Source organism: Kitasatospora sp. NPDC101183 (assembly GCF_044767945.1).
Classification (GTDB): domain Bacteria; phylum Actinomycetota; class Actinomycetes; order Streptomycetales; family Streptomycetaceae; genus Kitasatospora.
The window spans coordinates 44,616-68,775 of the sequence record NZ_JBIWOW010000027.1; the positions used below are offsets into that span (position 1 = coordinate 44,616).

The 24,160-nt window shown below is 74.5% G+C and carries 25 protein-coding genes; 12 read left to right on the forward strand and 13 right to left on the reverse strand.

Going from position 1 to position 24,160, the window contains the following annotated elements:
- Nucleotides 1–51 precede the first annotated feature (51 nt).
- Nucleotides 52–1,002 carry a LysR family transcriptional regulator gene (locus tag ACIRRS_RS30675; RefSeq protein ID WP_402977540.1) on the reverse strand — a complete coding sequence of 317 codons (951 nt, stop codon included), beginning with the start codon at nt 1,000–1,002 and terminating at the stop codon, nt 52–54.
- A gap of 129 nt (nt 1,003–1,131) precedes the next feature.
- Here ACIRRS_RS30675 and ACIRRS_RS30680 point away from each other — a divergent pair, with 129 nt between their 5' ends.
- Complete coding sequence (locus ACIRRS_RS30680; RefSeq protein ID WP_402977543.1) at nt 1,132–2,358, forward strand: MFS transporter; 1,227 nt, start codon at nt 1,132–1,134, stop codon at nt 2,356–2,358.
- Nucleotides 2,359–2,397: 39 nt separating this feature from the next.
- Entirely contained in the window at nt 2,398–2,970 is a 573-nt protein-coding gene (locus ACIRRS_RS30685; protein WP_402977546.1) for a cysteine hydrolase family protein, read from the forward strand.
- Nucleotides 2,971–2,977: 7 nt separating this feature from the next.
- Here the strand turns inward: ACIRRS_RS30685 and ACIRRS_RS30690 are convergent, their stop codons facing one another.
- Nucleotides 2,978–3,901 carry an oxidoreductase gene (locus ACIRRS_RS30690; RefSeq protein WP_402977549.1) on the reverse strand — a complete coding sequence of 308 codons (924 nt, stop codon included), beginning with the start codon at nt 3,899–3,901 and terminating at the stop codon, nt 2,978–2,980.
- A gap of 82 nt (nt 3,902–3,983) precedes the next feature.
- Between ACIRRS_RS30690 and ACIRRS_RS30695 the strand changes: the two genes are divergently transcribed.
- A complete protein-coding gene (locus tag ACIRRS_RS30695; protein WP_402977552.1) occupies nt 3,984–4,586 on the forward strand; it encodes a TetR family transcriptional regulator in 603 nt (200 codons plus the stop codon).
- A 108-nt stretch (nt 4,587–4,694) separates the two neighbouring features.
- Complete coding sequence (locus ACIRRS_RS30700) at nt 4,695–5,795, forward strand: threonine aldolase family protein (RefSeq protein WP_402977555.1); 1,101 nt, start codon at nt 4,695–4,697, stop codon at nt 5,793–5,795.
- On the opposite strand, the gene ACIRRS_RS30705 is transcribed toward ACIRRS_RS30700, so the two are convergent.
- Both ACIRRS_RS30705 and ACIRRS_RS30710 read right to left on the reverse strand, forming a co-directional pair.
- Nucleotides 5,792–6,736: an endonuclease/exonuclease/phosphatase family protein gene (locus ACIRRS_RS30705; protein WP_402977558.1), complete on the reverse strand. Its 945-nt coding sequence runs from the start codon at nt 6,734–6,736 to the stop codon at nt 5,792–5,794. The genes ACIRRS_RS30700 and ACIRRS_RS30705 overlap by 4 nt on opposite strands.
- Nucleotides 6,733–7,308, reverse strand: coding sequence for a M15 family metallopeptidase (locus ACIRRS_RS30710; RefSeq protein WP_402977561.1), 576 nt, complete (start codon nt 7,306–7,308; stop codon nt 6,733–6,735). The genes ACIRRS_RS30705 and ACIRRS_RS30710 overlap by 4 nt, the downstream gene beginning before the upstream one ends.
- 175 nt (nt 7,309–7,483) lie before the next feature.
- Here ACIRRS_RS30710 and ACIRRS_RS30715 point away from each other — a divergent pair, with 175 nt between their 5' ends.
- Complete coding sequence (locus ACIRRS_RS30715; RefSeq protein ID WP_402977686.1) at nt 7,484–8,164, forward strand: response regulator transcription factor; 681 nt, start codon at nt 7,484–7,486, stop codon at nt 8,162–8,164.
- Complete coding sequence (locus ACIRRS_RS30720; protein WP_402977564.1) at nt 8,161–9,279, forward strand: sensor histidine kinase; 1,119 nt, start codon at nt 8,161–8,163, stop codon at nt 9,277–9,279. The genes ACIRRS_RS30715 and ACIRRS_RS30720 overlap by 4 nt, the downstream gene beginning before the upstream one ends.
- A 104-nt stretch (nt 9,280–9,383) precedes the next feature.
- Here the strand turns inward: ACIRRS_RS30720 and def are convergent, their stop codons facing one another.
- The 8 genes from def to ACIRRS_RS30760 all read right to left on the reverse strand — a co-directional run bounded on the left by def (nt 9,384) and on the right by ACIRRS_RS30760 (nt 17,342).
- Complete coding sequence (gene def, locus ACIRRS_RS30725) at nt 9,384–9,950, reverse strand: peptide deformylase (RefSeq protein ID WP_402977689.1); 567 nt, start codon at nt 9,948–9,950, stop codon at nt 9,384–9,386.
- Between the two features lie 133 nt (nt 9,951–10,083).
- Complete coding sequence (locus tag ACIRRS_RS30730) at nt 10,084–11,070, reverse strand: tetratricopeptide repeat protein (RefSeq protein WP_402977567.1); 987 nt, start codon at nt 11,068–11,070, stop codon at nt 10,084–10,086.
- 265 nt (nt 11,071–11,335) lie between these two features.
- A complete protein-coding gene (locus ACIRRS_RS30735) occupies nt 11,336–12,673 on the reverse strand; it encodes an HD-GYP domain-containing protein (protein ID WP_402977570.1) in 1,338 nt (445 codons plus the stop codon).
- Between the two features lie 125 nt (nt 12,674–12,798).
- On the reverse strand, nt 12,799–14,235 hold the full coding sequence (locus ACIRRS_RS30740) for an HD-GYP domain-containing protein (protein ID WP_402977572.1): 1,437 nt from the start codon (nt 14,233–14,235) through the stop codon (nt 12,799–12,801).
- A 305-nt stretch (nt 14,236–14,540) separates the two neighbouring features.
- Nucleotides 14,541–14,942 (reverse strand): mycothiol system anti-sigma-R factor, encoded by a 402-nt coding sequence (gene rsrA / locus ACIRRS_RS30745; protein ID WP_402977575.1) that lies wholly within the window; start codon nt 14,940–14,942, stop codon nt 14,541–14,543.
- Nucleotides 14,939–15,682, reverse strand: coding sequence for a sigma-70 family RNA polymerase sigma factor (locus ACIRRS_RS30750; protein ID WP_402977692.1), 744 nt, complete (start codon nt 15,680–15,682; stop codon nt 14,939–14,941). Before ACIRRS_RS30750 ends, rsrA begins: the two co-directional genes overlap by 4 nt.
- A 247-nt stretch (nt 15,683–15,929) precedes the next feature.
- On the reverse strand, nt 15,930–16,577 hold the full coding sequence (locus ACIRRS_RS30755) for an alpha/beta family hydrolase (protein WP_402977578.1): 648 nt from the start codon (nt 16,575–16,577) through the stop codon (nt 15,930–15,932).
- Between the two features lie 18 nt (nt 16,578–16,595).
- Nucleotides 16,596–17,342, reverse strand: a complete 747-nt coding sequence (locus ACIRRS_RS30760) for an SOS response-associated peptidase (protein WP_402977581.1) — start codon at nt 17,340–17,342, stop codon at nt 16,596–16,598.
- A 123-nt stretch (nt 17,343–17,465) separates the two neighbouring features.
- Between ACIRRS_RS30760 and ACIRRS_RS30765 the strand changes: the two genes are divergently transcribed.
- The 5 genes from ACIRRS_RS30765 to hisN all read left to right on the forward strand — a co-directional run bounded on the left by ACIRRS_RS30765 (nt 17,466) and on the right by hisN (nt 21,971).
- Complete coding sequence (locus ACIRRS_RS30765; protein WP_402977584.1) at nt 17,466–18,200, forward strand: M50 family metallopeptidase; 735 nt, start codon at nt 17,466–17,468, stop codon at nt 18,198–18,200.
- Nucleotides 18,201–18,267: 67 nt separating this feature from the next.
- Nucleotides 18,268–19,599 (forward strand): 3-phosphoshikimate 1-carboxyvinyltransferase, encoded by a 1,332-nt coding sequence (gene aroA / locus ACIRRS_RS30770; protein ID WP_402977587.1) that lies wholly within the window; start codon nt 18,268–18,270, stop codon nt 19,597–19,599.
- Between the two features lie 16 nt (nt 19,600–19,615).
- The gene (rsgA, locus tag ACIRRS_RS30775; RefSeq protein ID WP_402977590.1) at nt 19,616–20,671 is read left to right on the forward strand and encodes a ribosome small subunit-dependent GTPase A; all 1,056 of its coding nucleotides are present in this window, start codon (nt 19,616–19,618) and stop codon (nt 20,669–20,671) included.
- A gap of 108 nt (nt 20,672–20,779) precedes the next feature.
- Nucleotides 20,780–21,103 (forward strand): DMT family transporter, encoded by a 324-nt coding sequence (locus ACIRRS_RS30780; RefSeq protein ID WP_402977593.1) that lies wholly within the window; start codon nt 20,780–20,782, stop codon nt 21,101–21,103.
- Between the two features lie 70 nt (nt 21,104–21,173).
- Nucleotides 21,174–21,971 (forward strand): histidinol-phosphatase, encoded by a 798-nt coding sequence (gene hisN, locus ACIRRS_RS30785; RefSeq protein WP_402977595.1) that lies wholly within the window; start codon nt 21,174–21,176, stop codon nt 21,969–21,971.
- A gap of 190 nt (nt 21,972–22,161) precedes the next feature.
- On the opposite strand, the gene ACIRRS_RS30790 is transcribed toward hisN, so the two are convergent.
- Nucleotides 22,162–23,637 carry a catalase gene (locus ACIRRS_RS30790; protein ID WP_402977597.1) on the reverse strand — a complete coding sequence of 492 codons (1,476 nt, stop codon included), beginning with the start codon at nt 23,635–23,637 and terminating at the stop codon, nt 22,162–22,164.
- Between the two features lie 105 nt (nt 23,638–23,742).
- On the opposite strand from ACIRRS_RS30790, the gene ACIRRS_RS30795 reads away from it, so the two are divergent.
- Nucleotides 23,743–24,159, forward strand: coding sequence for a Fur family transcriptional regulator (locus ACIRRS_RS30795; protein WP_402977600.1), 417 nt, complete (start codon nt 23,743–23,745; stop codon nt 24,157–24,159).
- Nucleotide 24,160: the final 1 nt, after the last annotated feature.

Genomic DNA, 24,160 nt, shown 5'->3' on the forward strand with positions numbered 1-24,160 from the left:
TGTCGGGAACGCCCTTGCGGCGCGCCGCGCCCGTCGACTAGGCCCTGTCGACTAGTCGACCCTCGGCGTCCGGGGCGGCGTCCAGGGCGGTGTCCAGGTCCCTGCGGCTCCGGGGGCCGGGGCGGCGGTGGCGAGGTGCTCGCGCAGGACGGCCAGGGCCGGGTGCGGGTTGTCGCGGTGCCACAGCAGCGAGTGCGGGTAGACGGGCGCCGGGTCGACGACGGGGATCAGCCGCAGCCCGTGCCCGGCGGGCCAGACGATCCGGGCGTACTCGCCCATGAAGGTGGCCAGGGCCGGGGTGTCGGCGACGGTGTCCAGCAGCGCGTCGGCGCCGAAGTTGGGGCCGGTGGCCTCGATGCCGAGGCCGAACTCGGCGACGAGCTCGTCGTAGTAGGCCGCCCACTCGGTGCCGGGGGCGATGCCGGGCATCCAGATCCGGTGCCCGACCAGCTCGGCGAGGGTCACCGACCTCGCCCCCGCCAGGGCGTGCGCCGGGCCGGTCATCAGCTGGAGGGGCTCGTCGAGCACCCGGACGGAGACGACGTCCTCGGGCAGCGGCCGGCCCGGCATGCCGACGGCGCGGAAGGTCGCGTCGATCGCGCCGGAGCGCAGCGCCTCGACCGCCCGGTCCATGTCGAACAGCATCAGCACGTCGAGGTCGACCTCGGGGTGCGCGGCATGGAAGCCCCGCATCAGGCCCGCCGTCGCGCCGCGCGAGCTCAGCACGTCCACCCGCAGCGGCCGCCGGCCGGGCTGCACGGAGGCGAGGGCCCGGTCGGCGACGCGCAGCAGCTCGCGGGCGTGCGGCAGGAACGCCTGCCCGTCGATGGTGAGTTCGGCGCCGCGCGGCGTGCGACTGAACAGCCGGGCGCCGAGGTCGCGCTCCAGCGCGGCGATGCGCTTGGAGACGGCCTGCTGGGTGATCGACAGGTCGACGGCGGCCTTCTGGAACTGGCCCGCCCCGGCCACGAGGGCGAAGGTCCGCACTGCTTCGAGATCCACGATCGACCACCCTACTGAACAACCAGGCGTTGTGCGACGCGCCCGATACGGTTGTTTGACCGGCCATATCACCGACCTGTTGGCTCTCCCAGGTCAACTTCCGTTTGTTCGATCACGGTGAGGGATGCGATGAGCAGAAGGCGGCTGGGCCGGCCGTTCGGCTGGCTGTGGGCGGCGTACGCGGTGAGCGCGTACGGATCGGGGCTGGGCTTCGGGGCGTTCCCCCTGATCGCCGTCCTGGTGCTGCACGCGAGCCCCGCCGAGGTGTCGGTGCTCTCGGCGGTCGGGCCGGCCGTGGGGGCGCTGCTCGCGGTGCCGCTCGCGCCCTGGGTGGAGTTCCGGCGCAAGCGGCCCGTCATGATCGCGATGGACCTGGCACGGTTCGCGGCGATGGCGACGATCCCGCTCGCGTACGCCCTCGGCCTGCTCGGCTTCGTCCAGCTGCTGGTGGTCTCGGCCGTGGTCGCCGCCGCGAAGATCGCCTTCAACGCGGCGAGCGGCGCCTTCCTCAAGACCCTCCTCCCCCCGGAGGACCTGCTCACGGCCAACTCCCGCTTCGAGTCCACGAACTGGAGCTCCATCGCGATCGGCCCGCCGCTGGGCGGGGCGGCGATCGCCCTGTTCGGGCCCGTCGTCACGGTCGTCGCGGACGCGCTCAGCTACCTGCTCTCGGCCCTCGGCGTCACCGCGATCCGCCACCGGGAGGAGGCCCCGCGCAGGCCCGAGGCCGCTACCGGCGCCGGACTCCTGGACGGCTGGCGGCACCTGCTGACCCACCCCGGTCTGCGCGCGCTCTACCTCAACAACCTGCTCGTCTCCGGCCTGATCATGGCCACCGAACCGCTGCTCGCCGTCCTCCTCCTGCGCCAACTCCACTTCCCCGCCTGGCAGTACGCCCTCGCCTTCGCCGCCCCCTGCTTCGGCGGCCTGATCGGCTCCCGGCTGGCGAGCCGGGCCGTGGCCCGCTACGGGCGCGACCGCGTCTTCCGTACGGTCGGCACCCTGCGGGCCGTCTGGCTGATCGGGCTGGTGTTCGTCCGCCCGGGCATCCTCGGGCTGGTCACCGTGATCGCCGTCGAGCTGGCGATCATCGTCAACATGAGCCTGTTCGTCCCGGTGCTCGCCACCTACCGGCTCGAACAGACGCCCAAGCACCTCGTCGCCCGTACCCTCACGGCCTGGTCCATCGGCCAACAGGGGTCCATCGCCCTCTGCACCGCGCTCGGCGGCCTGCTCGCCGGCGCCACCAGCCCGCGCACCGCGCTCGCCGCCGCCGGGCTGCTCGCCCTCCTCACCCCGCTGCTGCTCCCGCGCCGCTCGGCGACGCCGGCGGCGGCGCAGCCCGTCCGCACCTGATCCGCGCCTGATCCGCGCCTGAGCCAAGGAGAACCCCGCATGACGCTCGTCCCCGCCCACACCGCCCTGCTCGTCCTGGACGTCCAGCCGGCCGTCCTGGCCGCCGTGCCCGAGGCCGTGGCCCTCCTCGACCGGATCGCCCGGGCCGTCACCGAGGTCCGCGACGCGGGCGGGCTGATCGCCTACGCGCGCGTCGGCTTCACCGAGGCCGGCTGGGCGGCGGTCCCGGCCGCCAACCGCCTCTTCGCCGCGATCGCCGAGCACCGCGCCCTGCACCACGAGGACCCGTCCACCGCCGTCCACGAGCGCGTCGCGCCCCGGGCGGGCGACCTGGTCGTCCGCAAGATCCGCACCGGCGCCCTGTCCACCACCGACCTCGACCACCAGCTGCGCGAGCGCGGCATCACCACCCTGGTCGTCTGCGGCCTCACCACCGGCGGCGCCGTCCTGTCCACCGTCCTCGACGCGGCCGACCGCGACTACCGCCTCCTCGTCCTCGCCGACGCCGTCGCCGACCCGGACCGGCAGGCCCACGACCTCCTCCTCAGCCGCGTCCTCCCCACCCGCGCCGAGGTCGTCACCACCCCCGAACTCCGCGCCCTGCTCGCGTAAGCCCGCCTCAGACCGCCGCCGCCGGCAGCCCGTACCGCACCCCCGTCAGCCGCTCCGACTCCGTCCACAGCCGCCGCCCCGCCTCCTCGTCCAGCGCCCTCGGGGCGAACTCCACCGCCCCGGGGGCGCCCCGCAGCTCCCCGATCCCGCCCGGCCCGATGAACTGCCCGCTCCTGGCCTCCTCCGCCGTCGCCGCGTAGAGCTGCGGCAGCGCTCCGCGCTCCGCGCCCTGCGCGAGCGGGATCAGCAGCCGTCCGAAGAGGAACTTCAGCAGGCCGGTCGGCGCGCTGGTCTGGATGTTGGTGGCCGCGTACCCCGGGTGCGCGAGCAGGCTGCGCACGGGGCTGCCCGCGGCGGCGAGGCGGCGGTGCAGCTGCCATCCGAAGACGGCGTTGGCCAGCTTCGACCGGTTGTAGTGCCCCATCGGCGAGTACCGGCGCTCGCCGTGCAGGTCCTCGAAGTCGAGCCGCCCCTGCCGGTGGTTCAGGGAGCTGACGGTGACCACCCGGGGGTCCCGCCCCTCGGCCAGCAGGTCGAGCAGCAGCCCGGTGAGGGCGAAGTGGCCGAGGTGGTTGGCGGCGAGCTGGAGTTCGTACCCCTGGGCGCTCAGCGTGCGCGGCGGCGCGAACACCCCGGCGTTGTTCACCAGGACGTCCACCCGGGTGTGCTCCTCCCGCAGCCGCCCGGCGAAGGCGCGGACGGAGTCGAGGTCGGCGAGGTCGAGGCGCCGCACCTCCGTGGAGCCGCCGACCCGTTCGGCGGCCTCGCACCCCTTGGCCTCGTCCCGTACGGCGAGGACCACGTGCCCGCCCGCGCGGACGAGCGCCCGGGTGGTCTCCAGCCCGAGGCCGCTGTTGGCCCCGGTGACCACGCACACCCGCCCCCGCTGGTCCGGTATGCGGTCGGCGCCCCACGACTGATGCTTCGTCATGTGTCATACACTGCCTCTCATGTCACCAAGTGTCAAGAACGGCTCCAAGCGCCATGCACGGCGCCGTGTGTAGCATGGCCGGGTGACCACCACCCCCGCAGTGAGCCTGGCCGAACGCAAGCGCCGGCTCGTCGCCGACGAACTCGCCCAGGCCGCGCTGGAACTGTTCACCCGGAAGGGGTTCGACGCGGTCACCGTCGACGAGATCGCGGCCGACGCCGGCGTCTCCAAGCGGACGTTCTTCCGCTACTTCGCCTCCAAGGAGGACGTGATCGTCCACGTCCTGGCGGAGCTGGGCGCGGACATGCGCGCCGAACTCGCCTCACGGCCGCCCGAGGAGCCCCCGTCCGTCGCGCTGCGGCACGCCGTCGCGGTCTCCGTCACCTCCTGCACCGACCACCCCGACCAGGCGCGGCGGGTGGTGCGCCTGATCCTCGACACCCCGGCCCTGTACGCCCGCTTCCTGGAGCGCCAGGCCCAGTGGCGCGAGGAGCTCGCCGCCGAACTGGCCACCCGTACGGGCAGCGCGGACGGCCTCCACCCGCGCCTCGCCGCCGGCACCGCCCTGGCCGCCTTCGACGTGATCCTCCAGCAGTGGAGCACCACCGGGCAGGACCCGGCCGGGCTCACCGCCCGCGCCTTCGCCGCCCTCGCCCCCGCCCTGGACGCCACCGGGGCCCCGTAGAAGAGCTCCGTGGAAAGGCTCCGCAGAAAGGCTCCCTGGAGAAGCCCCGTAAAAGAGCTCCGTGGAAAAGCAGTTGGCCCCACGAACCGACCACCCGACAATCACCGGGTGACCGACGACCTCCTGCAACGCCGCCGCGCCGCCCGCCACCTCTGCGAGCGCATGCTCTCCGGCCCCCGCCCCCTCACCCTCCGGGGCCGCCTCACCCGCCTCGCCGCCCTGGACGGCCTCGACGCCGAGCCCGACTTCTACGGGACCGACGGCCCCGTACGGGAGTTGGAGCAGCGCACCGCCGCCCTCCTCGGCACCGAGGACGCGGTGTTCTTCCCCACCGGCACCATGGCCCAGCAGGTCGCCCTGCGCTACGGCGCCGAGACCACCGGCCGCGACGCCGTCGCCCTGCACCCGCACAGCCACCTGGAACGGCACGAGCGCCACGCCTACACCCAGCTCACCGGCCTGCGCGCGCTGTGGCCCACCGACGGGCCGCACCACTTCACCGCCGCCGACCTCGCCGCCCTCGGCCAGCCGTACGGCACCATGACCGTCGAACTCCCGCTGCGCGACCCCGGCTACCTCCTGCCCACCTGGGAGGAGCTGACCGACCTCGTCGCCACCGCCCGGACGGCCGGCGCCCGGGTGCACGTCGACGGCGCGCGCCTGTGGAACACCACCACCCACTTCGGCCGCCCCCTCCACGAGATCGCGGCCCTCGCCGACAGCGTCTACGTCTCCTTCTACAAGGACCTCGGCGGCATGAGCGGCGCCGCCCTCGCCGGTGACGCGGCCCTCACCGCCTACGCCCGCACCTGGCGCCACCGCTACGGCGGCACCCTCTACCAGCAGTGGCCCGCCGCCCTGGCCGCGCTCGACGGCCTGGACACCGTCCTGCCCCGGATCCCCGAGTTCGCCCGCCACGCCGCCGACCTCGCCCCGGCCCTGGCCGCCCTGCCCGGCGCCCGCCTCCTCCCGGAGGTCCCGCCCACCCACGAGTTCCAGCTCTGGCTCCCCCACCCGGCCGAGGACCTCAACCGCGCCCACCTGGCCCTCGCCGAGCAGGAGCGCGTCTGGTTCGTCTCCGGCTGGCGGGACGCCGCCCCCGGCCTGTCGACAGCGGAGGTCAGCCTCACCGGACCGGCCCTGGACTGGACGGCCGAGGACGTGACGGAGGTCGGTCGCCGCTTCCTCGACCTGGCCACCGCTTCCTAACTCCTCAGCCGCGCCGCCACCGGCCGGTGGTCACTGCCGGTGGCGGGCAGCGTCCAGGAGGCGGCGGCCGGCAGCCCCCGGGTGAGGATGTGGTCGATCCTCGCCAGCGGGAACGCCGCCGGCCAGCTGAACCCGAACCCCGCCCCGACCGGCCTCAGCCGCGCGGTGAGCGGGCCCAGGGCCCGGTCGTCGGCCGCCGCGTTGAGGTCGCCGAGCAGCAGCACCCGGCCGAGCGGCTCCTCGTCCAGCGCGGCCGCCAGTGCCGCGATGTTGCGGTCCCGGTGCCCGGCCGCGAAGCCGGAGAACGTCAGCCGCACCGACGCCAGGTGCGCCACGTACACGGCCACCGGCCCGCCCGGCGCCCGGACTTCGGCCCGCAGCGAGCGGCTCCACCCGGGGTCGATGGTCAGCCGCCGGGAGTCCGCGATCGGGTACCGGCTCCACAGCGCGACCGTCCCGATCTCCACGTGGTACGCCAACGCACCGTCCAGCACGCCCTGGTAGGCCGGAAGCGCGGCCGCCGTCACCTCCTCCAGCGCGACGAGGTCCGGGCGCGCCGCCAGCAGCGCCCGCGCCGTCCCGGCCGGATCCCGGTTCTCCGCGCTCACGTTGTGCGTCACCACCACCAGGTTCCCGCCGCCCGAGCCCCCACCGGAGCCCCCGCCCGAGCCCGCCAGCAGCACCGGCCCGAACAGCACCGCCCACACCACCGCGAGCACCCCCGCCGCGCAGGCCGCCGCCGGAGCCCGCCGCACCGCCGCGACCACCCCCACCACCAGGGCCACCACCCCGCCCCACGGCAGCGCGCTCTCCCACAGGCTCCCCAGCCGCACCCCCAGGTCCGGCACCCGCCGGTGTCCGGCCAGCGCCGCCGCCGTCACCAGCGCGCACCCGCCCGCCACCCGCCCCCGCCGCCAGGGCGCGGCCCGCACGCCCCTCATCCGGCCGCGTCCGGCAGCGGCGCCGGGCACACCCCGCCCGGTGTCGTCAGCAGCTCGAAGTGCCACACCTCGTTCGCGTACACCTGGCACAGCCCGTACGCGGCCCCGTGCTGGATCATCCAGTAGTCCGCGTTCGTCGGCCCCAGGTCCACCGCCTTGCCCGACACGTGCACCGACTTCTCCGGGGTGTTCACGAACCGCCGCGCCTGCTCCAGGCTCCCGTACTTCGCCACCGCCTTGTCCAGCAGCCGCTGCTGGTACGCCTTGCTGCGCCAGCCCGAGGAGACGGTGACCTCCACCCCCTGCGCCTTCGCGTCCCCGGCCGCCTTCCGTACGGCCGCGAGCAGGGCCGGGTCCAGGTTGCGCACCGCCGCCGCCTTCGTGTCGAACGGGCTGAGCGTCACGCCCTCCGGGATCTGCCCGTCCTCCGTCGAGGAGGGCGACGCCGAAAAGGGCGACGCCGACAGCGCCCCCACCACCCGCCGCGCCGCCGCCGGATCGCCCGCGCAGGCCGCCGCCAGCCCCAGCACCACCACCGCCCCGAGGCCCGCGGCCACCCTCCGCCGTCCCATGGCACCCATTCCTGCCTCCCGTGGTCACAGCGCCGCGACGCGCTGCCGCGACGGCGGTGACCATGCAAGGGGAGCGGATGTTGCCAGGATGTCTGCGCCGGACGATACGTTCCCGATACACCGGCTCGTGTCCAATGGACACCGACAGACGCGGATCGAGCAGGGAGAACGGCACGTGCGGGTCCTGGTGGTGGAGGACGAGATCTACCTCGCCGAGGCGGTCCAGGCCGGCCTGCGGCTGGAGGCGATCGCCTGCGACATCGTCACCGACGGCGACGCGGCCCTGGAGCGCCTCGCCGTCCACGGCTACGACGTCGTCGTCCTCGACCGCGACCTGCCCGGCGTCCACGGCGACGACGTCTGCCGCGAGATCGTCCGCCGGCGCCTCGGCTGCCGGGTGCTGATGCTCACCGCCGCCGCCCGCCTCACCGAGAAGGTCTCCGGTTTCGAACTCGGCGCCGACGACTACCTCACCAAACCCTTCGACCTGCCCGAACTCGTCGTCCGGCTGCGCTCGTTGGCCCGCCGCCCGGCCGAGTCCGCCCCGCCCGTCCTGGAGTACGCGGGCCTGCGGCTGGACCCGTTCCGCCGCGAGGTCTACCGCGACGGCCGCTACGTCGCCCTCTCCCGCAAGCAGTTCGCCGTCCTGGAGGTCCTGATGACGGCGCGCGGAGGCGTCATCAGCGCCGAGCAGCTGCTGGAGCGCGCCTGGGACGAGAACGCCGACCCGTTCACCAATGCGGTGCGCATCACCATCTCCGGCCTGCGCAAACGCCTCGGCGACCCCTGGCTGATCCACACCGTCCCCGGCGTCGGCTACCGCCTGGCCCCCGAATCCGACGAGGCCACCCCATGAGCCCCCGCAAGCGCCGCCTCACCGCCCGGATGCGCCTGACCCTCAGCTACACCCTCTTCGCCGTCACCGTCGGCACCCTCTGCCTCGCCGTGGTCTACGTCGGCATGAAGTACATCCCCAACTACCCGCTCACCTCCTCCAGCCCCCGCTACCGCTCCGACGCCCCCTCCCGCCAGGAGATCCTCACCTCCCTCCTCCAGGCCTGCGGCTACGCCCTCGCCCTGATCACCGCCGTCGGCATGCTCGGCGGCTGGTTCGTCGCCGGCCGCGTCCTGCGCCCGCTGCAGGACATCACCCGCGCCGCCCACGCCGCCGCCGACGGGGCCCTGGAGCACCGCATCGCCCTCACCGGCCCCCGGGACGAGTTCACCGACCTGTCCGACGCCTTCGACGAGATGCTCGAACGCCTCCAGCGCTCCTTCGACGCCCAGCAGCGCTTCGCCGCCAACGCCTCCCACGAGCTGCGCACCCCGCTGGCGATCACCCGCACCATGCTCCAGGTCGCCGCCGCCGACCCCGCCGGCCAGGACTGGCCCAAGCTCGTCGGCCGCCTCCAGGACACCAACCAGCGCGGCATCGAGATCAGCGAGGCCCTCCTCCAGCTCGCCGACCTCGGCCACGCCCCGCCCGAGACCGGCCCCGTCGACCTCGCCGACACCACCGGCCACGCCCTGGCCGCCGTCCGGGAGGAGGCCGCCGCCCTCGGCGTCACCGTCACCGCCGACCTGCGGCCCGCCCCCTCCACCGGCAACGCCGTCCTGCTGCGCCAGGCGGCCCTCAACCTGCTGCACAACGCGCTGCGCCACAACCTGCCCGCCGACGGCCGCGTCGCCGTCACCACCGGTCCCGATCCGGACGACCCGGCCCTCGTACGGCTGACGGTCGCCAACTCCGGTGCGCCGCTGGCCCCGGAGGCCGTCGCCACCTTCACCGAGCCGTTCCTGCGCGGCCGGGGCCGCACCGCCGGGGCCGACCCTTCCCGCCGGGGCCACGGCCTGGGGCTGGCCATCGTCGCCGCCGTCACCGAGGCCCACCACGGGCGGCTGCGGCTGGCCCCCGAGCCCTCCGGCGGCCTGCGCGCGACGCTCACCCTGCCCGCCGGGAACGCCGACTGAGAACGCCCACTGAGAACGTTCGCTGAACGCCCGCGGAAAACGTCCGCCGAAAACGGTGAGGGCCGGTACGGGAACCCCGTACCGGCCCGACAACCAGGCGCCGCCTACTCGTTGGGAACGGTCGCGTAGCGCGCCGTGCCCTCCGCCATCTGCCGCAGCGCGTCCTTGCGGTCCCGCTTGGACAGCTTGTCGATGTACAGCGTCCCGTACAGGTGGTCCGTCTCGTGCTGGAGGCAGCGCGCGAAGAAGCCGGTGCCCTCGACGCGGATCGGCTTGCCGTCCTTGTCGACGCCGGTCACCGACGCGTAGTCGGGGCGCGGCAGCTCGGCGTACGCGGTCGGCACGGACAGGCAGCCCTCGTTGCTGTCGTCCAGCTCACGGCGGCGGTCGGCCGGGTACTCCTCCAGCACCGGGTTGATCACGTGGCCGATGTGGCGCACGCCCTCGTCGTCCGGGCAGTCGTAGACGAAGACCTTGAGGTCCACGCCGATCTGGTTCGCGGCCAGGCCCACGCCCTCGGCCGCGTACATCGACTGGAACATGTCGTCGATCAGCCCGGACAGCTCGCCGTCGAAGGCGGTGACGGTCCTCACCTCGCGGTGCAGGACCGGGTTGCCGACCACGGTGATCGGACGGGCGCTGCCCTTGGTGAGGTCGGGCAGCTCCCCCATCACCTTCGCGGGGGCCTCGGGCGCCGCCCCCTCCACGTCGTGCTCGTGGTCGTGCCCGTGCTGCTCGGCCTGCTCCGCCATGTCTTCCGCTTCCGTCGGTCTCACGCGTACCTCACCAGGGTACTCAGCGCGTTCAGCAGACCTCTTCGAGATCCCGGAAGGCCCGGCTGTCGGGGGCCGCGGAGACCCAGCGCTCCAGCAGGGAGCGCACCAGGTGGGCGGGCGCGGCGAGGCCGCACTCGCGCTCGACCAGCCAGGACATCCCGGCCGCCCCGCCCTGGCTGAGGTGGCTCAGGTGCCCGGGGTGGGAGGCGTCCCCGTCGTCGTGCGGGTCGTGGTGGGCGGCCAGGCCGTCGTCGGCGGCCATCCGGCTCTCCGAGCAGGCCCGGCACAGCAGCCGCACCGAGCTCGTCCAGTCCTCGGCCGCGTAGCCCGAGTCCGCCACCAGCCGCTCCAGCGCGTCCCGGTCCCCGGCGGTGGCGGCCTGCAGCAGCACCACGTACGTCGGCACCGGGGAGGGCGCCCACAGCTCGATCTCGTCGAACACCGGGTACGCGACCCCGTCGGTGACCCGCTCGCCGTGCGGGGCGCCGTCGTGCAGCACCACCTCGCCCCAGCGGCGGCCGGAGGAGGGCAGCGGGATGGACAGCACCTCGATGCGGGCCGGGTCGAGCCGGCGGCCCCACACCACCTCGGACTCGCCGTCCGGGGACAGCCGCACCGGGGTGGTGCCGAGGTCCAGGCTGACCGGGCCGTCCACGCCGGGGCCGCCGGGCAGCTTCAGCCCGTACGCCTGCCAGGCGCGGCGGGCCAGCGGCCAGTCCTGGAGGGCGGTGGCGGTGATGCCGAGGTTCCACCAGTCCGGGGCGCCGTGCTCGCGGTCCAGCAGGGCGACGGCCCGCAGGCCGGCCGAGCGGGCCTGCTCCCAGTCGCGGCGGAACTTGTGCAGCAGGGCGAGGTTGAACCAGGAGTCGGACAGCCAGGGCTCCAGGTCGGCGGCCATGACCAGCAGCGCGCCGGCGTCCTCGTAGCGGCCGTCGCCGATCAGCGTGAAGGCCCGGTCGGTCGTCTGCCGCCAGGTGGCGGACGGCCGGTGCCGTGCCCGGTGGAAGATCCTCACGTTCGTCCCTGCCGTCGTCGTCCGCTCAAGTCCCCGTGCCCACCGCGCCCGTGGCGTCCGCCGAAGGTTTCGGACGGCGCCGGGCCCGGTGCCCCGGGTCGGTGTTCCACGCTACGACCGCATCCAACCACGCCCGCCCCCGCCCGCGCTCCCCACCGCCGAGGTTGGGGGCTGTCCGGCAATTCCCGCCGGGCGCATTGCCGGACAGCCCCTGGCTTCCCTCCCAGCCTGCCCGCCCCGGCGCGCCCCCTCAACCCGTACGGGCTCAGCCCCGGGACTGCCCGCCCACCCTGGCCAGGGCGTCCACCACCCTGGCGTCGTACACCCGCCCCCGGCCCAGCCGCAGCACCTCCAGCGCCTCCAGCCGCCCGACCGCCTCGCCCACGCCCCGGCCGCGGGCGGCGGTGAGCAGGTCGTCGTGGGCGTTGGCGACCCGGATGATCCGTGCGGCCAGCGGCACCGGGCGCTCGCCCCCGCCCTGCCCGACGCACGGATCGGCCAGCCGGGCGACCTGTTCGGCGACCTGCCGGGGCACCCCGGTGCGGCTGATCACCTCGCTGCCCAGGCGCGCGATGCGCTGCTGCTCGGCGCAGGGCAGCAGCGCCGTGGCGCCGTCGGGCACCGGCTCGACCAGGGACAGCTGCCCCACGTCGTGCATCAGCGCCGCGTACTCCAGCAGCGCCAGTTCCCGGGTCCCGAGGCCCAGCTCGCGCCCCAGCGCGCACGCCGTGTCCGCGACCCGGCGCGCGTGCCCGTGCGGGGTGTAGCCGGCCACCTCGGTGGCCCTGGCCAGGGAGGCGATGGTCTGCCCGGTGGTGGCCCGGACGGCGGCGGCCCGCCGGAACGACACCTGGGCCAGCAGCAGCGGGGTGCAGAACAGCGGCAGCGCCCACAGCCCCACCTCCCCGGCCGCCAGGCTCACCAGCATCCCGGTGGCGACGATCGCCGAGCCGATCCCGAACAGCGAGCGCAGCTCGTCCTCCAGCGCCGCCGACAGCCGCAGCCCGGTGGCGGAGCGCCGGATCAGCGCCGCCAGCGTGGCGTCGCACAGGGCGGCGAGCGCGGCGACGGCGGTCAGGAACGCCCCGTACGCGGGGCCCTCGGGCGAGAACCGGTCGACGAGGCCGCCGTTGTAGAGCGGCTGGAAGACGGCGGCGGCGAAGCCGACCCCGAGCAGCCGCCGGGCGGCGCCGTCGCGCCGAGCCGGGTCGGCCCAGGGCGGGCGGCGCCGGTGCGCGAGGGCGAGGCCGGGCAGCCAGGCGAGCAGCAGCCCGGCGCCGGTGACGGCGACGACCTGCAGCGTCCCGTGCGCGGTCGGCACCCCGCGCAGGGGGCCGAGCAGGGCGTACGCGAGCGCCCCGGCGGCACCGATCGGCGCCTGTTCACGGTCACCCGGAAGGGTGATGCGCACACACTCGCCGAGGGCGATCAGGGTGGTGAACGCCAGCGCGACCCCCGGTTCGGCGACCCCGCGCACCGCGACCGCGCCCGCCGCGACCAGCAGCAGGGCGAGGGCGCCCGCGTGCACCGCCCGCACCGTGGCGGCCCCGCGCCCGGCCGCCCCGCCCGGGCCGAAGGCCCCGTGCGCCCGGGCGGCGCGCACCGACCCCGCCCGGCGCGCCGCCAGGCCCGCGCGCCGGGCCCCCGCCGTCCGTCCCGCCCGCCCGACGGCAGCACCGCCGCCACCGCTGCCGCCGCGCCGGCGCCGTCCGGGCCCCGCCGGGGCGGTCACGGCTGCCCGGCCATCGGCGCGGTCCCGCCCTGCGCGGGCACCCGGCCCGGGGCGGTGCGGGCGGGCTCCGGCACCCCGAGCGGGATGTCGGGCACGGCCCGGATGCAGTCCCCGGAGGGCGGCAGCACCGGCTGCCAGTCGTGCACGGCCAGCGCGTCGATCAGCGCCCGCACCATCACCGGGTCGAACTGGCTGCCCGAGCAGCGCTCCAGCTCCGCGACGGCCTCGCCGACCGGCCGCCCGCGCCGGTAGGAGCGGGTGGAGGTCATCGAGTCGAAGGCGTCGGCCACGGAGATGATCCTGGCGAACTCGGGGATCTGCTCCCCGGCGAGCCCGCTGGGGTAGCCGCGCCCGTCCATCCGCTCGTGGTGGTGCAGGATGCCGGCGTGCGCCTCGCCGAGGAAGTCGATCCCGCGCACCAGCTCGTACCCGTACACCGGGTGCACCTCCACGGCCCGCCGCTCCTCCTCGCTGAGGGGACCGTTTCTGCGCAGCAGCTCGGTGGCCACGCCCAGCTTGCCGACGTCGTGCAGGACGCCCGCGAAGCGCAGGGTGCGCAGCCGCCCGGGCTCCATGCCGAGCTGACCGGCGATCAGCACCGAGGCCCGGCCGACGCGTTCGCTGTGCCCGCGCGTGTACGCGTCCTTGATCTCCACGGCCTGCACCAGCGACTGCACGGTGGCCTGGTGCGCGTCCTGCTCGCGCTGCCCCTGGGCGAACACCCAGGCCGAGATGGACAGCGGCAGCAGCGCCAGCAGCGCGGAGAACGCCCCGTACGGGCCCTGCCACAGCACCGCGACCATCAGCCCGCCGGCCGCGTGCACCAGTACGGGCAGCCCGCACACCGAGCGGGCCCCGCGCAGCAGCACCCCGGGGCGCCGCCCCTCGGTGAGGATCAGCATCCCGCCGACCACGGCCCCGTTGACCAGGCAGAACGCGGCGACGGCGGTGAATCCGGGCAGCAGCGCGGCGGGGAAGCGGGAGCCGAGCAGCAGCTGCGGCCCGTGCAGCAGGTGGAAGGCGACGGAGGCGGCGAAGGCGCACAGCGCCAGCTGCGAGCCGTTGAACAGCTGCCGCCCCCGGCACTGCGGCCCGACGGGCCCGCCCAGCAGCGCGGCGGGCACGGCGACCAGCGCGGCGGCGGCGGGCGCGAGCATCAGCACCCCGGCGAACAGCACGGGGAAGAAGGCGTTGGCGCCGGGGCGGATCAGCACCCGTTCGGCGGGCGCGGGGCGGCGCATCACCCGGCGCAGGAGCCGCAGGCAGGGCGTGGGCAGGCCCTGCGCGAGCGACTCCCAGCAGCCGTGCAGGAAGGCGAGCAGCGCGACCTTGGGCCAGTCCACCGGCCCGCCGAGCCAGCCCGGCACCCCGGGGGTCAACCCGGCGGGCAGCAGCGGGACCAGGCAGCACAGGGCCGTCACGGGGACGGCCACCAGGTAGCGCGCCGCCCCCGGCGGCAGGGTCGCGCCTCCACTGTCGGTAGCGATGTCGACCTCCCCGCCGTCCGGGCCCGCGCCGTCCCCACCCGCCGCGGCGAGCGGCGGTGAGCGTCCGTCAGGAGGATAGGGCGCGCACCGGGCGCGGGGACGCATGATCGCGCAACGGCGCAGTTGGCGCACCGCCAACTCACCCGATCGAGTGAGGGCGCACGCGAGCAGAACGGGAGCGGCCCCGGGAGCACGTGCTCCCGGGGCCGCTCAGGACCGTCCCGCCGAGACCGGCGGATCAGCCCGCCAGATCAGTCACGCACCGTTACCGTCGAGGCGTCCTGCACGGATTCGGCCGACTCGGCCGCCCGCTCCACCTGCGGCACGGCACGCGCCGCCTCCACCCGCACCTCGACCGTCGTCGACTCCACGACCACCACCGGCTCGCCCGACCGCTGCCCGGCCCGGATCGAGTCGATCCTGGCCAGCACCTTGCCCCGCAGGTCCGCCGGGGCGTCGTCGCACCCGCAGGACCGCTTGATCAGCGCCTTGATGGCCTGCTCGAGCCCGTACTGCCGCAGGCACGGCGAGCACTCCTCGAAGTGCTCGCGCAGCTTCGCGCAGTCGCCCTCGGCCATCTCGTTGTCGAGGAATTCGTAGAGGTGGTCGAGGACCTCGCCACACTCGGTTTCGTGCGGATCGCCGCAGCTCATGAGCCCGAGCCCTTCGCTTCCTGCCCTGCCCCGCTGCCGGCCGGGACGAGCCCGCGCTCACGGGCGTAATCCTCCAGCATGCCGCGCAGCTGACGACGGCCGCGGTGCAGCCGGGACATCACCGTACCGATGGGAGTACCCATGATGTCCGCGATCTCCTTGTACGCAAAGCCTTCTACGTCCGCGAGGTAGACGGCGATCCGGAATTCCTCCGGGATCGCCTGGAGCGCGTCCTTCACGTCGCTGTCCGGCAGGTGGTCGAGCGCCTGGGTCTCGGCCGAGCGCAGACCGGTCGACATGTGCGACTCGGCCCGGGCCAGCTGCCAGTCCTCGATCTCCTCCGCCGCCGTGCGCTGGGGCTCGCGCTGCTTCTTGCGGTACGAGTTGATGAACGTGTTGGTGAGGATGCGGTACAGCCAGGCCTTGAGGTTCGTGCCCTCACGGAACTGGTGGAAGGACGCGTACGCCTTCGCGAACGCCTCCTGGAGCAGGTCCTCCGCATCGGCCGGGTTGCGCGTCATGCGCAGCGCCGCCGAGTACATCGGGTCGAGGTACCCCAGGGCGTCGCGCTCGAAGCGCTCCCGCCGGGCCTCCTCGGTCTCCTCCGCGGACACCCGGAAGGTGTCCTCGCCGATCGCCTCGGCCAGCTCCTCACCGGTCAGCGCCTCGCCCGCGGGCAGGGCCCCGTCCGGGCCGCGGCCCGGCTCGGCCTCGTGCTCGGTCCCGACGACCGGACCCACCTCCTCGGCATGACGGACGCGGCCCCCCGTGGGCCGCCCCGAGAGCGAGGATATCGGCCTGACGGGCTTCTCGCCCGCGTCCAGCCACTCCGACCAGGAGGGTGCGAACGCCGCGGCGGCCTCGCGCTCCTCGGGCCGTTCGGGGCACGCGATCGAACCCATCTGCCCTGCCTCTCACCGGTGGTTCCAACGTGACGCTCACGCCGACGAAGGCGACAACCACGCCGGGCCCGCCCGCATTCCCGGCTCACACGGTCTTCAGGACCCAGTCCCCCACCGCCCGGCACAGCAGGTCCAGGACCTCCTCCTGGCCGGTCCCGGCCCGCTTGGGCACCTCGAAACCGTGGTTGCCGTACGGCAGCGCCACCAGCTCGTGCCCCTCGGGCAGCTCCGGGAACTCCCCCGGCCCGCCGAACGGGTCCGTCGGCCCCTGCACCACCAGCGTCGGCAGCCCCGACTCCAGCAGCTCCCCGGCCCGGCTCTTCTCCGGCCTGCCCGGCGGGTGCAGCGGGAACGCCAGCGCCACCACCCCCGCCGCCCCGGTGTCCGCGCCCGTACGGCAGGCCACCCGCGCCCCGGCGCTGCGCCCGCCGACCACCAGCGCCGGCCCCCGCGCGGCCAGCAGCTCCGCCACCGGGCGCCAGCCCGCGTCCAGGGTCTTCGGCGCCGGCGCGACCTTGCGCCCGGCGACCCGCCAGGGCTGCTCCACCAGCGCCACGGTGATCCCGCGCGGCGGCAGCGCGGCGGCCAGCGCCGCCAGGTCCCGCGCCTCGATCCCGCCCCCGGCGCCGTGCCCCAGCGCCAGCACGGCCTTCGGCCTCGCGGCCCGGTGGCAGGTGATCCGGGCCTCGCCCGCGTCGGTGTCCACCAGCTCGACGGTCATCTCAGACCCCATCAGGTCCCCTTCGACGGTTCAGAACAGCGTGGTCTCGACCTCGGTGTACGGCTCCAGGAGCTCCGGGCCGTTGTTGCGGATGCTCCCCACCGCGGGCGACACCGGCGTGGCCAGCAGCGCCCCCGGCGGCGGGGGTATCAGCAGCCGCCGCAGCTCCTCCGGGTCGTCCGCCGTCGGGTCCAGCCACTCGTCCCAGGAGGACGGGTCCAGGAACAGCGGCATCCGCTCGTGGATCGGCGCCAGCAGCTCCTCCGCCTCCGTGGTCACCACCGCGAAGGTCACCAGCCAGGCCTTCGGGTGGTCCGGCGGCACCGTCCGGTCGCGCCAGAACTCGTACAGCCCGGCCAGCGCCAGCGGCGTCCCGTCCGCCCGGGAGACGAGGTACGGCTTCTTGCGGGCCTTGCCCCGCTCCCCCGGCACCGTCTGCCACTCGTAGTAGCCGTCCACCGGCAGGATGCAGCGCCGCGCGGCGAACGCCTGCCGGTAGGACGGCTTCTCGTGCACCGTGTCCGCCCGGGCGTTGATCATCTTCACCGCCGTCTCGGCCGTGTTCGACCACTGCGGCACCAGCCCCCAGCGCAGCACCCGCAGCTGCCGCACCGCCCGGCGCTCCTGCTTCGCCAACCGCTCCAGCACCACGAAGGCGCTGTTCGTCGGCGCGACGTTCCAGTTCGGCTCCAGCGTCTCCTCGGGGTCCCACTGCTCCACGCCGAACAGATCGACGATGTCCTCCGGCCTGCCACCGGCTGCGAAGCGACCGCACATGCGGGCCAGCCTCCCACGCCCGGACTTCTCATCCGGACCCCAGAACCACCCGATGCCACCCCGCCGTCCCCGCATGGGAGGCTGCCCCGAACGGCCCAACGCAGCGGACGGAGCCACGCACGCATGACCACGCACCAGAGCGGACACGACCTCGCCGACCTGTGGAGCCGCGTCACCGGCACCCAGGCCGCCCCACCGGGCTGGCTCGTCCTCGCCACCGGCGCCGCCGCCCTGCTCGCCGTCCTCGCCCGGCCCCTGTGGCACGTCGCCCGCAACGCCGTCACCATCGCCCACGAGGGCGGCCACGGCCTCGCCGCGCTGCTCACCGGCCGCAAGCTCGCCGGCATCCGGCTGCACTCGGACACCTCCGGCCTGACCCTCTCCTACGGCCGCCCCACCGGCCCCGGCATGGTCCTCACCGCCGCCGCCGGCTACACCGCCCCCGCCCTCCTCGGCCTCGGCTGCGCCGCCCTGCTCGCCACCGACCGCATCACCCTGCTGCTCTGGCTCGCCATCGCCCTGCTGCTCGCCCTGCTGGTGCGCATCCGCAACGCCTTCGGCCTGTTCACCGTCCTGCTCGCCGGCGGAGCCTTCTTCCTCGTCTCCTGGTTCGGCAGCGCCCAGGTCCAGGCCGGCTTCGCCTACCTCGGCTGCTGGTTCCTCCTCTTCGGCGCCGTCCGGCCCGTCCTGGAGCTCCAGCACCAGCGCCGCATCGGCTGGGCCCGCGACTCCGACGCGGACCAGCTCGCCCGCCTCACCCACATCCCCGGCCTCGCCTGGATCACCGTCTTCCTGCTCACCGCGCTCGCCTGCCTCGCCCTGGGCGCCGCCTGGCTCCTCCAGCCGCTCCAGCTCTGAGCCGGGGCGGTCCCGCCATACGGGCCACCGCCTGGGAAGCCCGCACAGGGCCCCTAGACTGGCCCCCATGACCGAGACACTGTGGCCCGCCCCTGTCGCGACCACCCCCGTGGACGCCACCGTCACCATCCCCGGCTCGAAGTCGGTCACCAACCGGGCCCTGGTGCTGGCGGCCCTCGCCGACGAGCCCGGCTGGGTGCGCCGCCCGCTGCGCAGCCGCGACTCCCAGCTGATGGCGGACGGCCTGCGCGCCCTGGGCGTCGGCATCGAGGAGAAGGTCAACAACGACTCCGGCGGCACCGGCGGCGGCGAGGCCTGGCGTGTCATCCCCGCCCCCGCCCTGCTCGGCCCCGCCACCGTCGACGTCGGCAACGCCGGCACGGTCATGCGCTTCCTGCCCCCGCTCGCCGTCCTCGCCGACGGCCCCGTCCACTTCGACGGGGACCCGCGCAGCCACGAGCGCCCCCAGCACGGCGTCATCAACGCCCTGCGCGCCCTCGGCGCCCGCCTGGAGGACGACGGCCGCGGCACCTTCCCCTTCACCGTGCACGGCACCGGCGGCCTCGACGGCGGCCCCGTCGAGCTGGACGCCTCCGCCTCCTCCCAGTTCGTCTCCGCCCTGCTGCTCTCCGGCGCCCGCTACCGCCACGGCGTCGAGGTCCGCCACGTCGGCGGGCCCGTCCCCTCCCTGCCGCACATCCGGATGACCGTCGAGATGCTCCGCAAGGCCGGCGTCCAGGTCGACGCCCCCGAGGACGGCGGCGAGAAGGACGTCTGGCGGGTCACCCCCGGCGCCCTGATCGGCCGCGACCTCGTCGTCGAGCCCGACCTCTCCAACGCCGCCCCGTTCTTCGCCGCCGCCCTCGCCACCGGCGGCCGCGTCACCGTCCGCGACTGGCCGGCCCACACCACCCAGCCCGGCGACCAGCTGCGCGAGCTGTACACCCGCATGGGCGGCGCCTGCGAATTCACCGACGAGGGCCTGCAGTTCACCGGCACCGGCCGCATCCACGGCATCGAGGCCGACCTCCACGACGTCGGCGAGCTCACCCCCGTGATCGCCGCGGTCGCCGCCCTCGCCGACTCCGAGTCGCACCTGTACGGCATCGCCCACCTGCGCCTGCACGAGACCGACCGCCTCGCCGCCCTCGCCAAGGAGATCAACGACCTCGGCGGCGACGTCAGCGAGACGGAGGACGGGCTGCGCATCCGCCCCCGCCCCCTGCACGGCGGCGTCTTCCACACCTACGAGGACCACCGCCTCGCCACCGCCGGCGCCGTCATCGGCCTCGCCGTGCCGGGCGTGCAGGTGGAGAACATCGCCACCACCGCCAAGACCCTGCCCGACTTCCCGCAGATGTGGGCGGAACTGCTCGGCGAGGCGGCGGCGGGCGCCTGAGCGGAGACTGGGAACCATGCGCCGCTACGGCAAGGACGCCGACGAGGACGACATCCGCAACCGCCCCGCCCGCCGGGGCTCGCGGCCGCGCACGCGGATCCGGCCCAAGCACGAGGACGCGGCCGAGGCGATGGTGCTCACCGTCGACCGCGGCCGCATCACCTGCCTGGTCGACCCGGGGACGAAGCAGGAACGCCAGATCGTCGCCATGAAGGCCCGCGAGCTGGGCCGCAAGGGCGTCGTCGTCGGCGACCTCGTCGGCCTGGTCGGGGACCTCTCCGGAGACGCCGACACCCTCGCCCGGATCGTCCGGGTCGAGGAGCGCGCCTCCGTGCTGCGGCGGACCGCGGACGACGACGACCCGTACGAGCGGATCGTCGTCGCCAACGCCGACCAGCTCGCCATCGTCACGGCCCTGGCCGACCCGGAGCCCCGCCCCCGGCTGATCGACCGCTGCCTGGTCGCCGCGTACGACGCCGGCATGGAGCCCGTGCTGGTGCTCACCAAGGCCGACCTCGCCCCGGCGGCGCCCCTGCTGGAGTCCTACGCCCCGCTGGGCATCACCTACGTGGTCACCCGCCGGGACGAGCTGGAGACCACCGGCGCCGAGGCCGTGCGCGAGCACCTACGCGGCCTGTCCACCGTCTTCATCGGCCACTCCGGCGTCGGCAAGACCACCCTGGTCAACGCCCTCGTCCCGGACCGCCGCCGCCAGACCGGCCACGTCAACGCCGTCACCGGCCGGGGCCGGCACACCACCGTCTCCGCCCTCGCGCTGCGCCTGCCCCCGCCGCCCGGCGCCAAGCCCGGCTCGAAGAAGGCCCTGGACACCGGCTGGGTGATCGACACGCCCGGCTTCCGCTCCTTCGGCCTCTCCCACATCGACCCGTCCCGGGTCATCCTCGCCTTCCCCGACCTGGAGCCGGGCACCGTCGACTGCCCGCGCGCCTGCAGCCACGACGAGCCGGACTGCGCCCTGGACGCCTGGGTCGCCGACGGCCACGCCGAGGCCGCCCGGCTCTACTCGCTGCGCCGCCTGCTGGCCAGCAAGGAGGCCCGCGAGGGCGACTGAGGGCCGTGAGCGTCCTCCGTTCGAGGTGTCGAACCGCGCCGTCCTGGTGATCATAGGAAGGTCGGGCCGGTGCCGCGCCCGACCCGTCGACCGACTCGGAGGGCACGGATGGCATGGGCCCTGGTGATCCTCGCCGGACTGCTGGAGACCGGCTTCGCGATCAACCTCAAGCTCAGCGAGGGCTTCACCCGGCTCTGGCCCACCATCAGCTTCTGCGTGTTCGCCCTGGGCAGCTTCGGCCTGCTCACCATCTCGCTGAAGACCCTGCCGGTCGGCCCCGCCTACGCGGTCTGGACGGGCATCGGCGCGGCCGGCACCGCGATCTACGGCATGGCGTTCCTGGACGAGACCACCTCGGTGCTCAAGCTCGTCTCCATCTCCCTGGTGATCGCCGGCGTCATCGGCCTCCAGCTCAGCGGCTCCGCGCACTGAGGCGCGCTGCGGCGCACCGAGGCCGGTTCCCGCCCCTTCCCCAGCAGCCCACTGGGCTAGGGTTTCGGGCATGGCCGACTACCACGACGATCTCCGACTCGCCCACGTCCTCGCCGACTCGGCCGACTCGGTCACCCTGGAGCGCTTCCGCGCCCTCGACCTGAAGATCGAGACCAAGCCCGACCTCACCCCGGTCAGCGACGCCGACAAGGCCGCCGAGGAGCTGGTGCGCAGCATCCTCCAGCGCGCCCGGCCCCGGGACGCCGTCCTCGGCGAGGAGTTCGGCCTCCAGGGCTCCGGCCCCCGCCGCTGGGTGATCGACCCGATCGACGGCACCAAGAACTACATCCGCGGCGTCCCGGTCTGGGCCACCCTGATCGCCCTGCTGGAGGACGGCCCGGACGGCGTGGAGCGCCCGGTGGTCGGCATCGTCTCCGCGCCCGCGATCCAGCGCCGCTGGTGGGCGGCCAAGGGCCTGGGCGCCTTCGCCGGCCGCAGCCTCGCCAAGGCCTCCCGCATCCACGTCTCCGGGGTCTCCCGGATCGAGGACGCCTCCTTCTCGTACTCCTCGCTCGGCGGCTGGGAGGAGCGCGGTCGCCTCGACCCGTTCCTGGACCTCACCCGCGCCTGCTGGCGCACCCGCGCCTACGGCGACTTCTGGTCCTACATGATGGTCGCGGAGGGCGCCGTCGACATCGCCGCCGAGCCCGAGCTGTCGCTGTGGGACATGGCCGCCAACTGCGTCATCGTCGAGGAGGCCGGCGGCCGCTTCACCGGCCTGGACGGCATCCCCGGCGCGGGCGGCGCCGACGCGGTGGCCAGCAACGGGCTGCTGCACGAGGAGGCGCTGCGCCGCCTGTCCGTATGACCACCCGCCCCGATCCGAAGGGGCGCGCCGGTGTCGAAAGGGAGAAGCGACAAGCGAGGAACGAGCGCCGGAGCGCCGACCGTCGACACCGGGTCAGGAGCGCCCCGGAGGCGAGCGGGCGAGTAGCAGTGCGGGCCCCTTCACCAGTGGGAGCTGGTGAAGGGGCCCGCCGTCATCTCCCGTCCGGGCGCTACGACTTGCGCAGCTCGCGGACGGCCGCCTCCAGCCGCTGCCCGTAATCGGCGTCGGCCTTGCGGAAGTTGTCGACCGCCCGGGCCACGATGTCCTCGCGGTCGGCGGAGACCTTGGCGATGAAGCCGGCCAGGTTGGCGATCAGCCGCTGCTTCTCCTCCTCGGAGTAGAGCCGGTAGAGGGCGCCGGCCTGCCCGAAGTCGTCGTCCTCGGCGTGCGAGGGCGCGGCGTGCGTGCCCGTGTAGCCGTCCACGGCGGTGGGGGCCCACAGCGGGCGGCCGGTCTGGACGGGCCCGCCGAAGCTGTTCGGCTCGTAGTTCTTGCTCCGCCCGTGCCGCCCGTCGTACAGGTGCCCGTCGCGGCCGTTGGTGCGGGCCTCGGTGGCGTGCGGGCGGTTGACGGGCAGGTGGTCGGCGTTGATGCCGACCCGGTAGCGGTGGGCGTCGGCGTAGGCGAACAGCCGGCCCTGGAGCATCTTGTCCGGGGAGGGGCCGATGCCGGGCACGAAGTGCGACGGGGAGAAGGCGGACTGCTCGACCTCGGCGAAGACGTTGTCGGGGTTGCGGTCCAGCTCCAGGCGGCCGATCTCGACCGGCGGGTAGTCGGCGTGCGGCCAGACCTTGGTCAGGTCGAAGGGGTTGAAGCGGTACGAGGCCGCGTCGGCGGCGGGCATGATCTGCACCTGCACCGTCCAACTCGGGTTCTCCCCGCGCTCGATGGCCTCGCGCAGGTCCCGCTGGTGGCTGTCCGGGTCCTCGCCCGCGAGCCGGTTGGCCTCGTCCTGGGTGAGGTTGCGGATGCCCTGGTCGGTCTTGAAGTGGTACTTGACCCAGAAGTGCTCGCCGGCCTCGTTCTGCCACTGGAAGGTGTGCGAGCCGTAGCCGTTCAGGTGCCGGTACGAGGCGGGGATGCCGCGGTCGCCGAAGAGCCAGGTCACCTGGTGGGTGGCCTCGGGCGACAGGCCCCAGAAGTCCCAGACGTTGTCGGCCTCCTGGGAGCCGGTGTACGGGTCCCGCTTCTGGGTGTGGATGAAGTCGGGGAACTTGGTGGCGTCCTTGATGAAGAACACCGGGGTGTTGTTGCCGACGAGGTCGTAGTTGCCCTCCTCGGTGTAGAACTTCAGCGCGAAACCGCGCGGGTCGCGCACGGCGTCCGCCGAGCCGAGGTTTCCGGCCACGGTGGAGAAGCGCAGGAACACCTCGGTGCGCTTGCCGACCTCCGAGAGGAACGCGGCCCTGGTCCAGGGCGTCACGTCGGCGGTGACGGTGAAGGTCCCGTACGCCCCGGCGCCGCGGGCGTGGACGACGCGCTCCGGGATGCGCTCGCGGTTGAAGTGCGCGAGCTTCTCGAAGAGCAGCTGGTCCTGGATGAGCGCGGGGCCGCCGGGGCCCGCGGTCTCGGTGTTCTGGTTGTCGGCGACGGGGGCACCCGCCTCGGTGGTGAGGGTCGGGCGCAGCTCGTCCTGGGTGGTCATGGGGGTGCCTCCACGGTGTCCGGTCGTGATGCAACGAACCTAACTTTGGACTTTGTCCAAGTCAACACTGGAACCAATCCCGGAGTGTGACCTACTCTGGACGTCATGAACGACCTGCTGGAACGACTGCGCGCCCGGGGCTGGCGGCTGACCTCGCAGCGCCGCGTCGTCGCCGAGGTCCTCTCCGGCGACCACGTCCACCTCACCGCCGACGAGGTGCACACCCGCGCCGCCGCCCGCCTGCCCGAGATCAGCCGCGCCACCGTCTACAACACCCTCGGCGAACTCGTCGCCCTCGGCGAGGTGGTGGAGCTCGACGCCGTCGGCCGCGCCCGGCGCTACGACCCCAACGCGCACCGCGCCCACCAGCACCTGGTCTGCTCCGGCTGCGGCGCCGTACGCGACGTCCACCCGGACGGGGACGCGCTCGCCGCCCTCCCGGCCGCCGAGCGGCACGGCTTCGCCCTCACCGCCGCCGAGATCACCTACCGGGGCCTCTGCCCGAACTGCCGCGCCCTGTAAG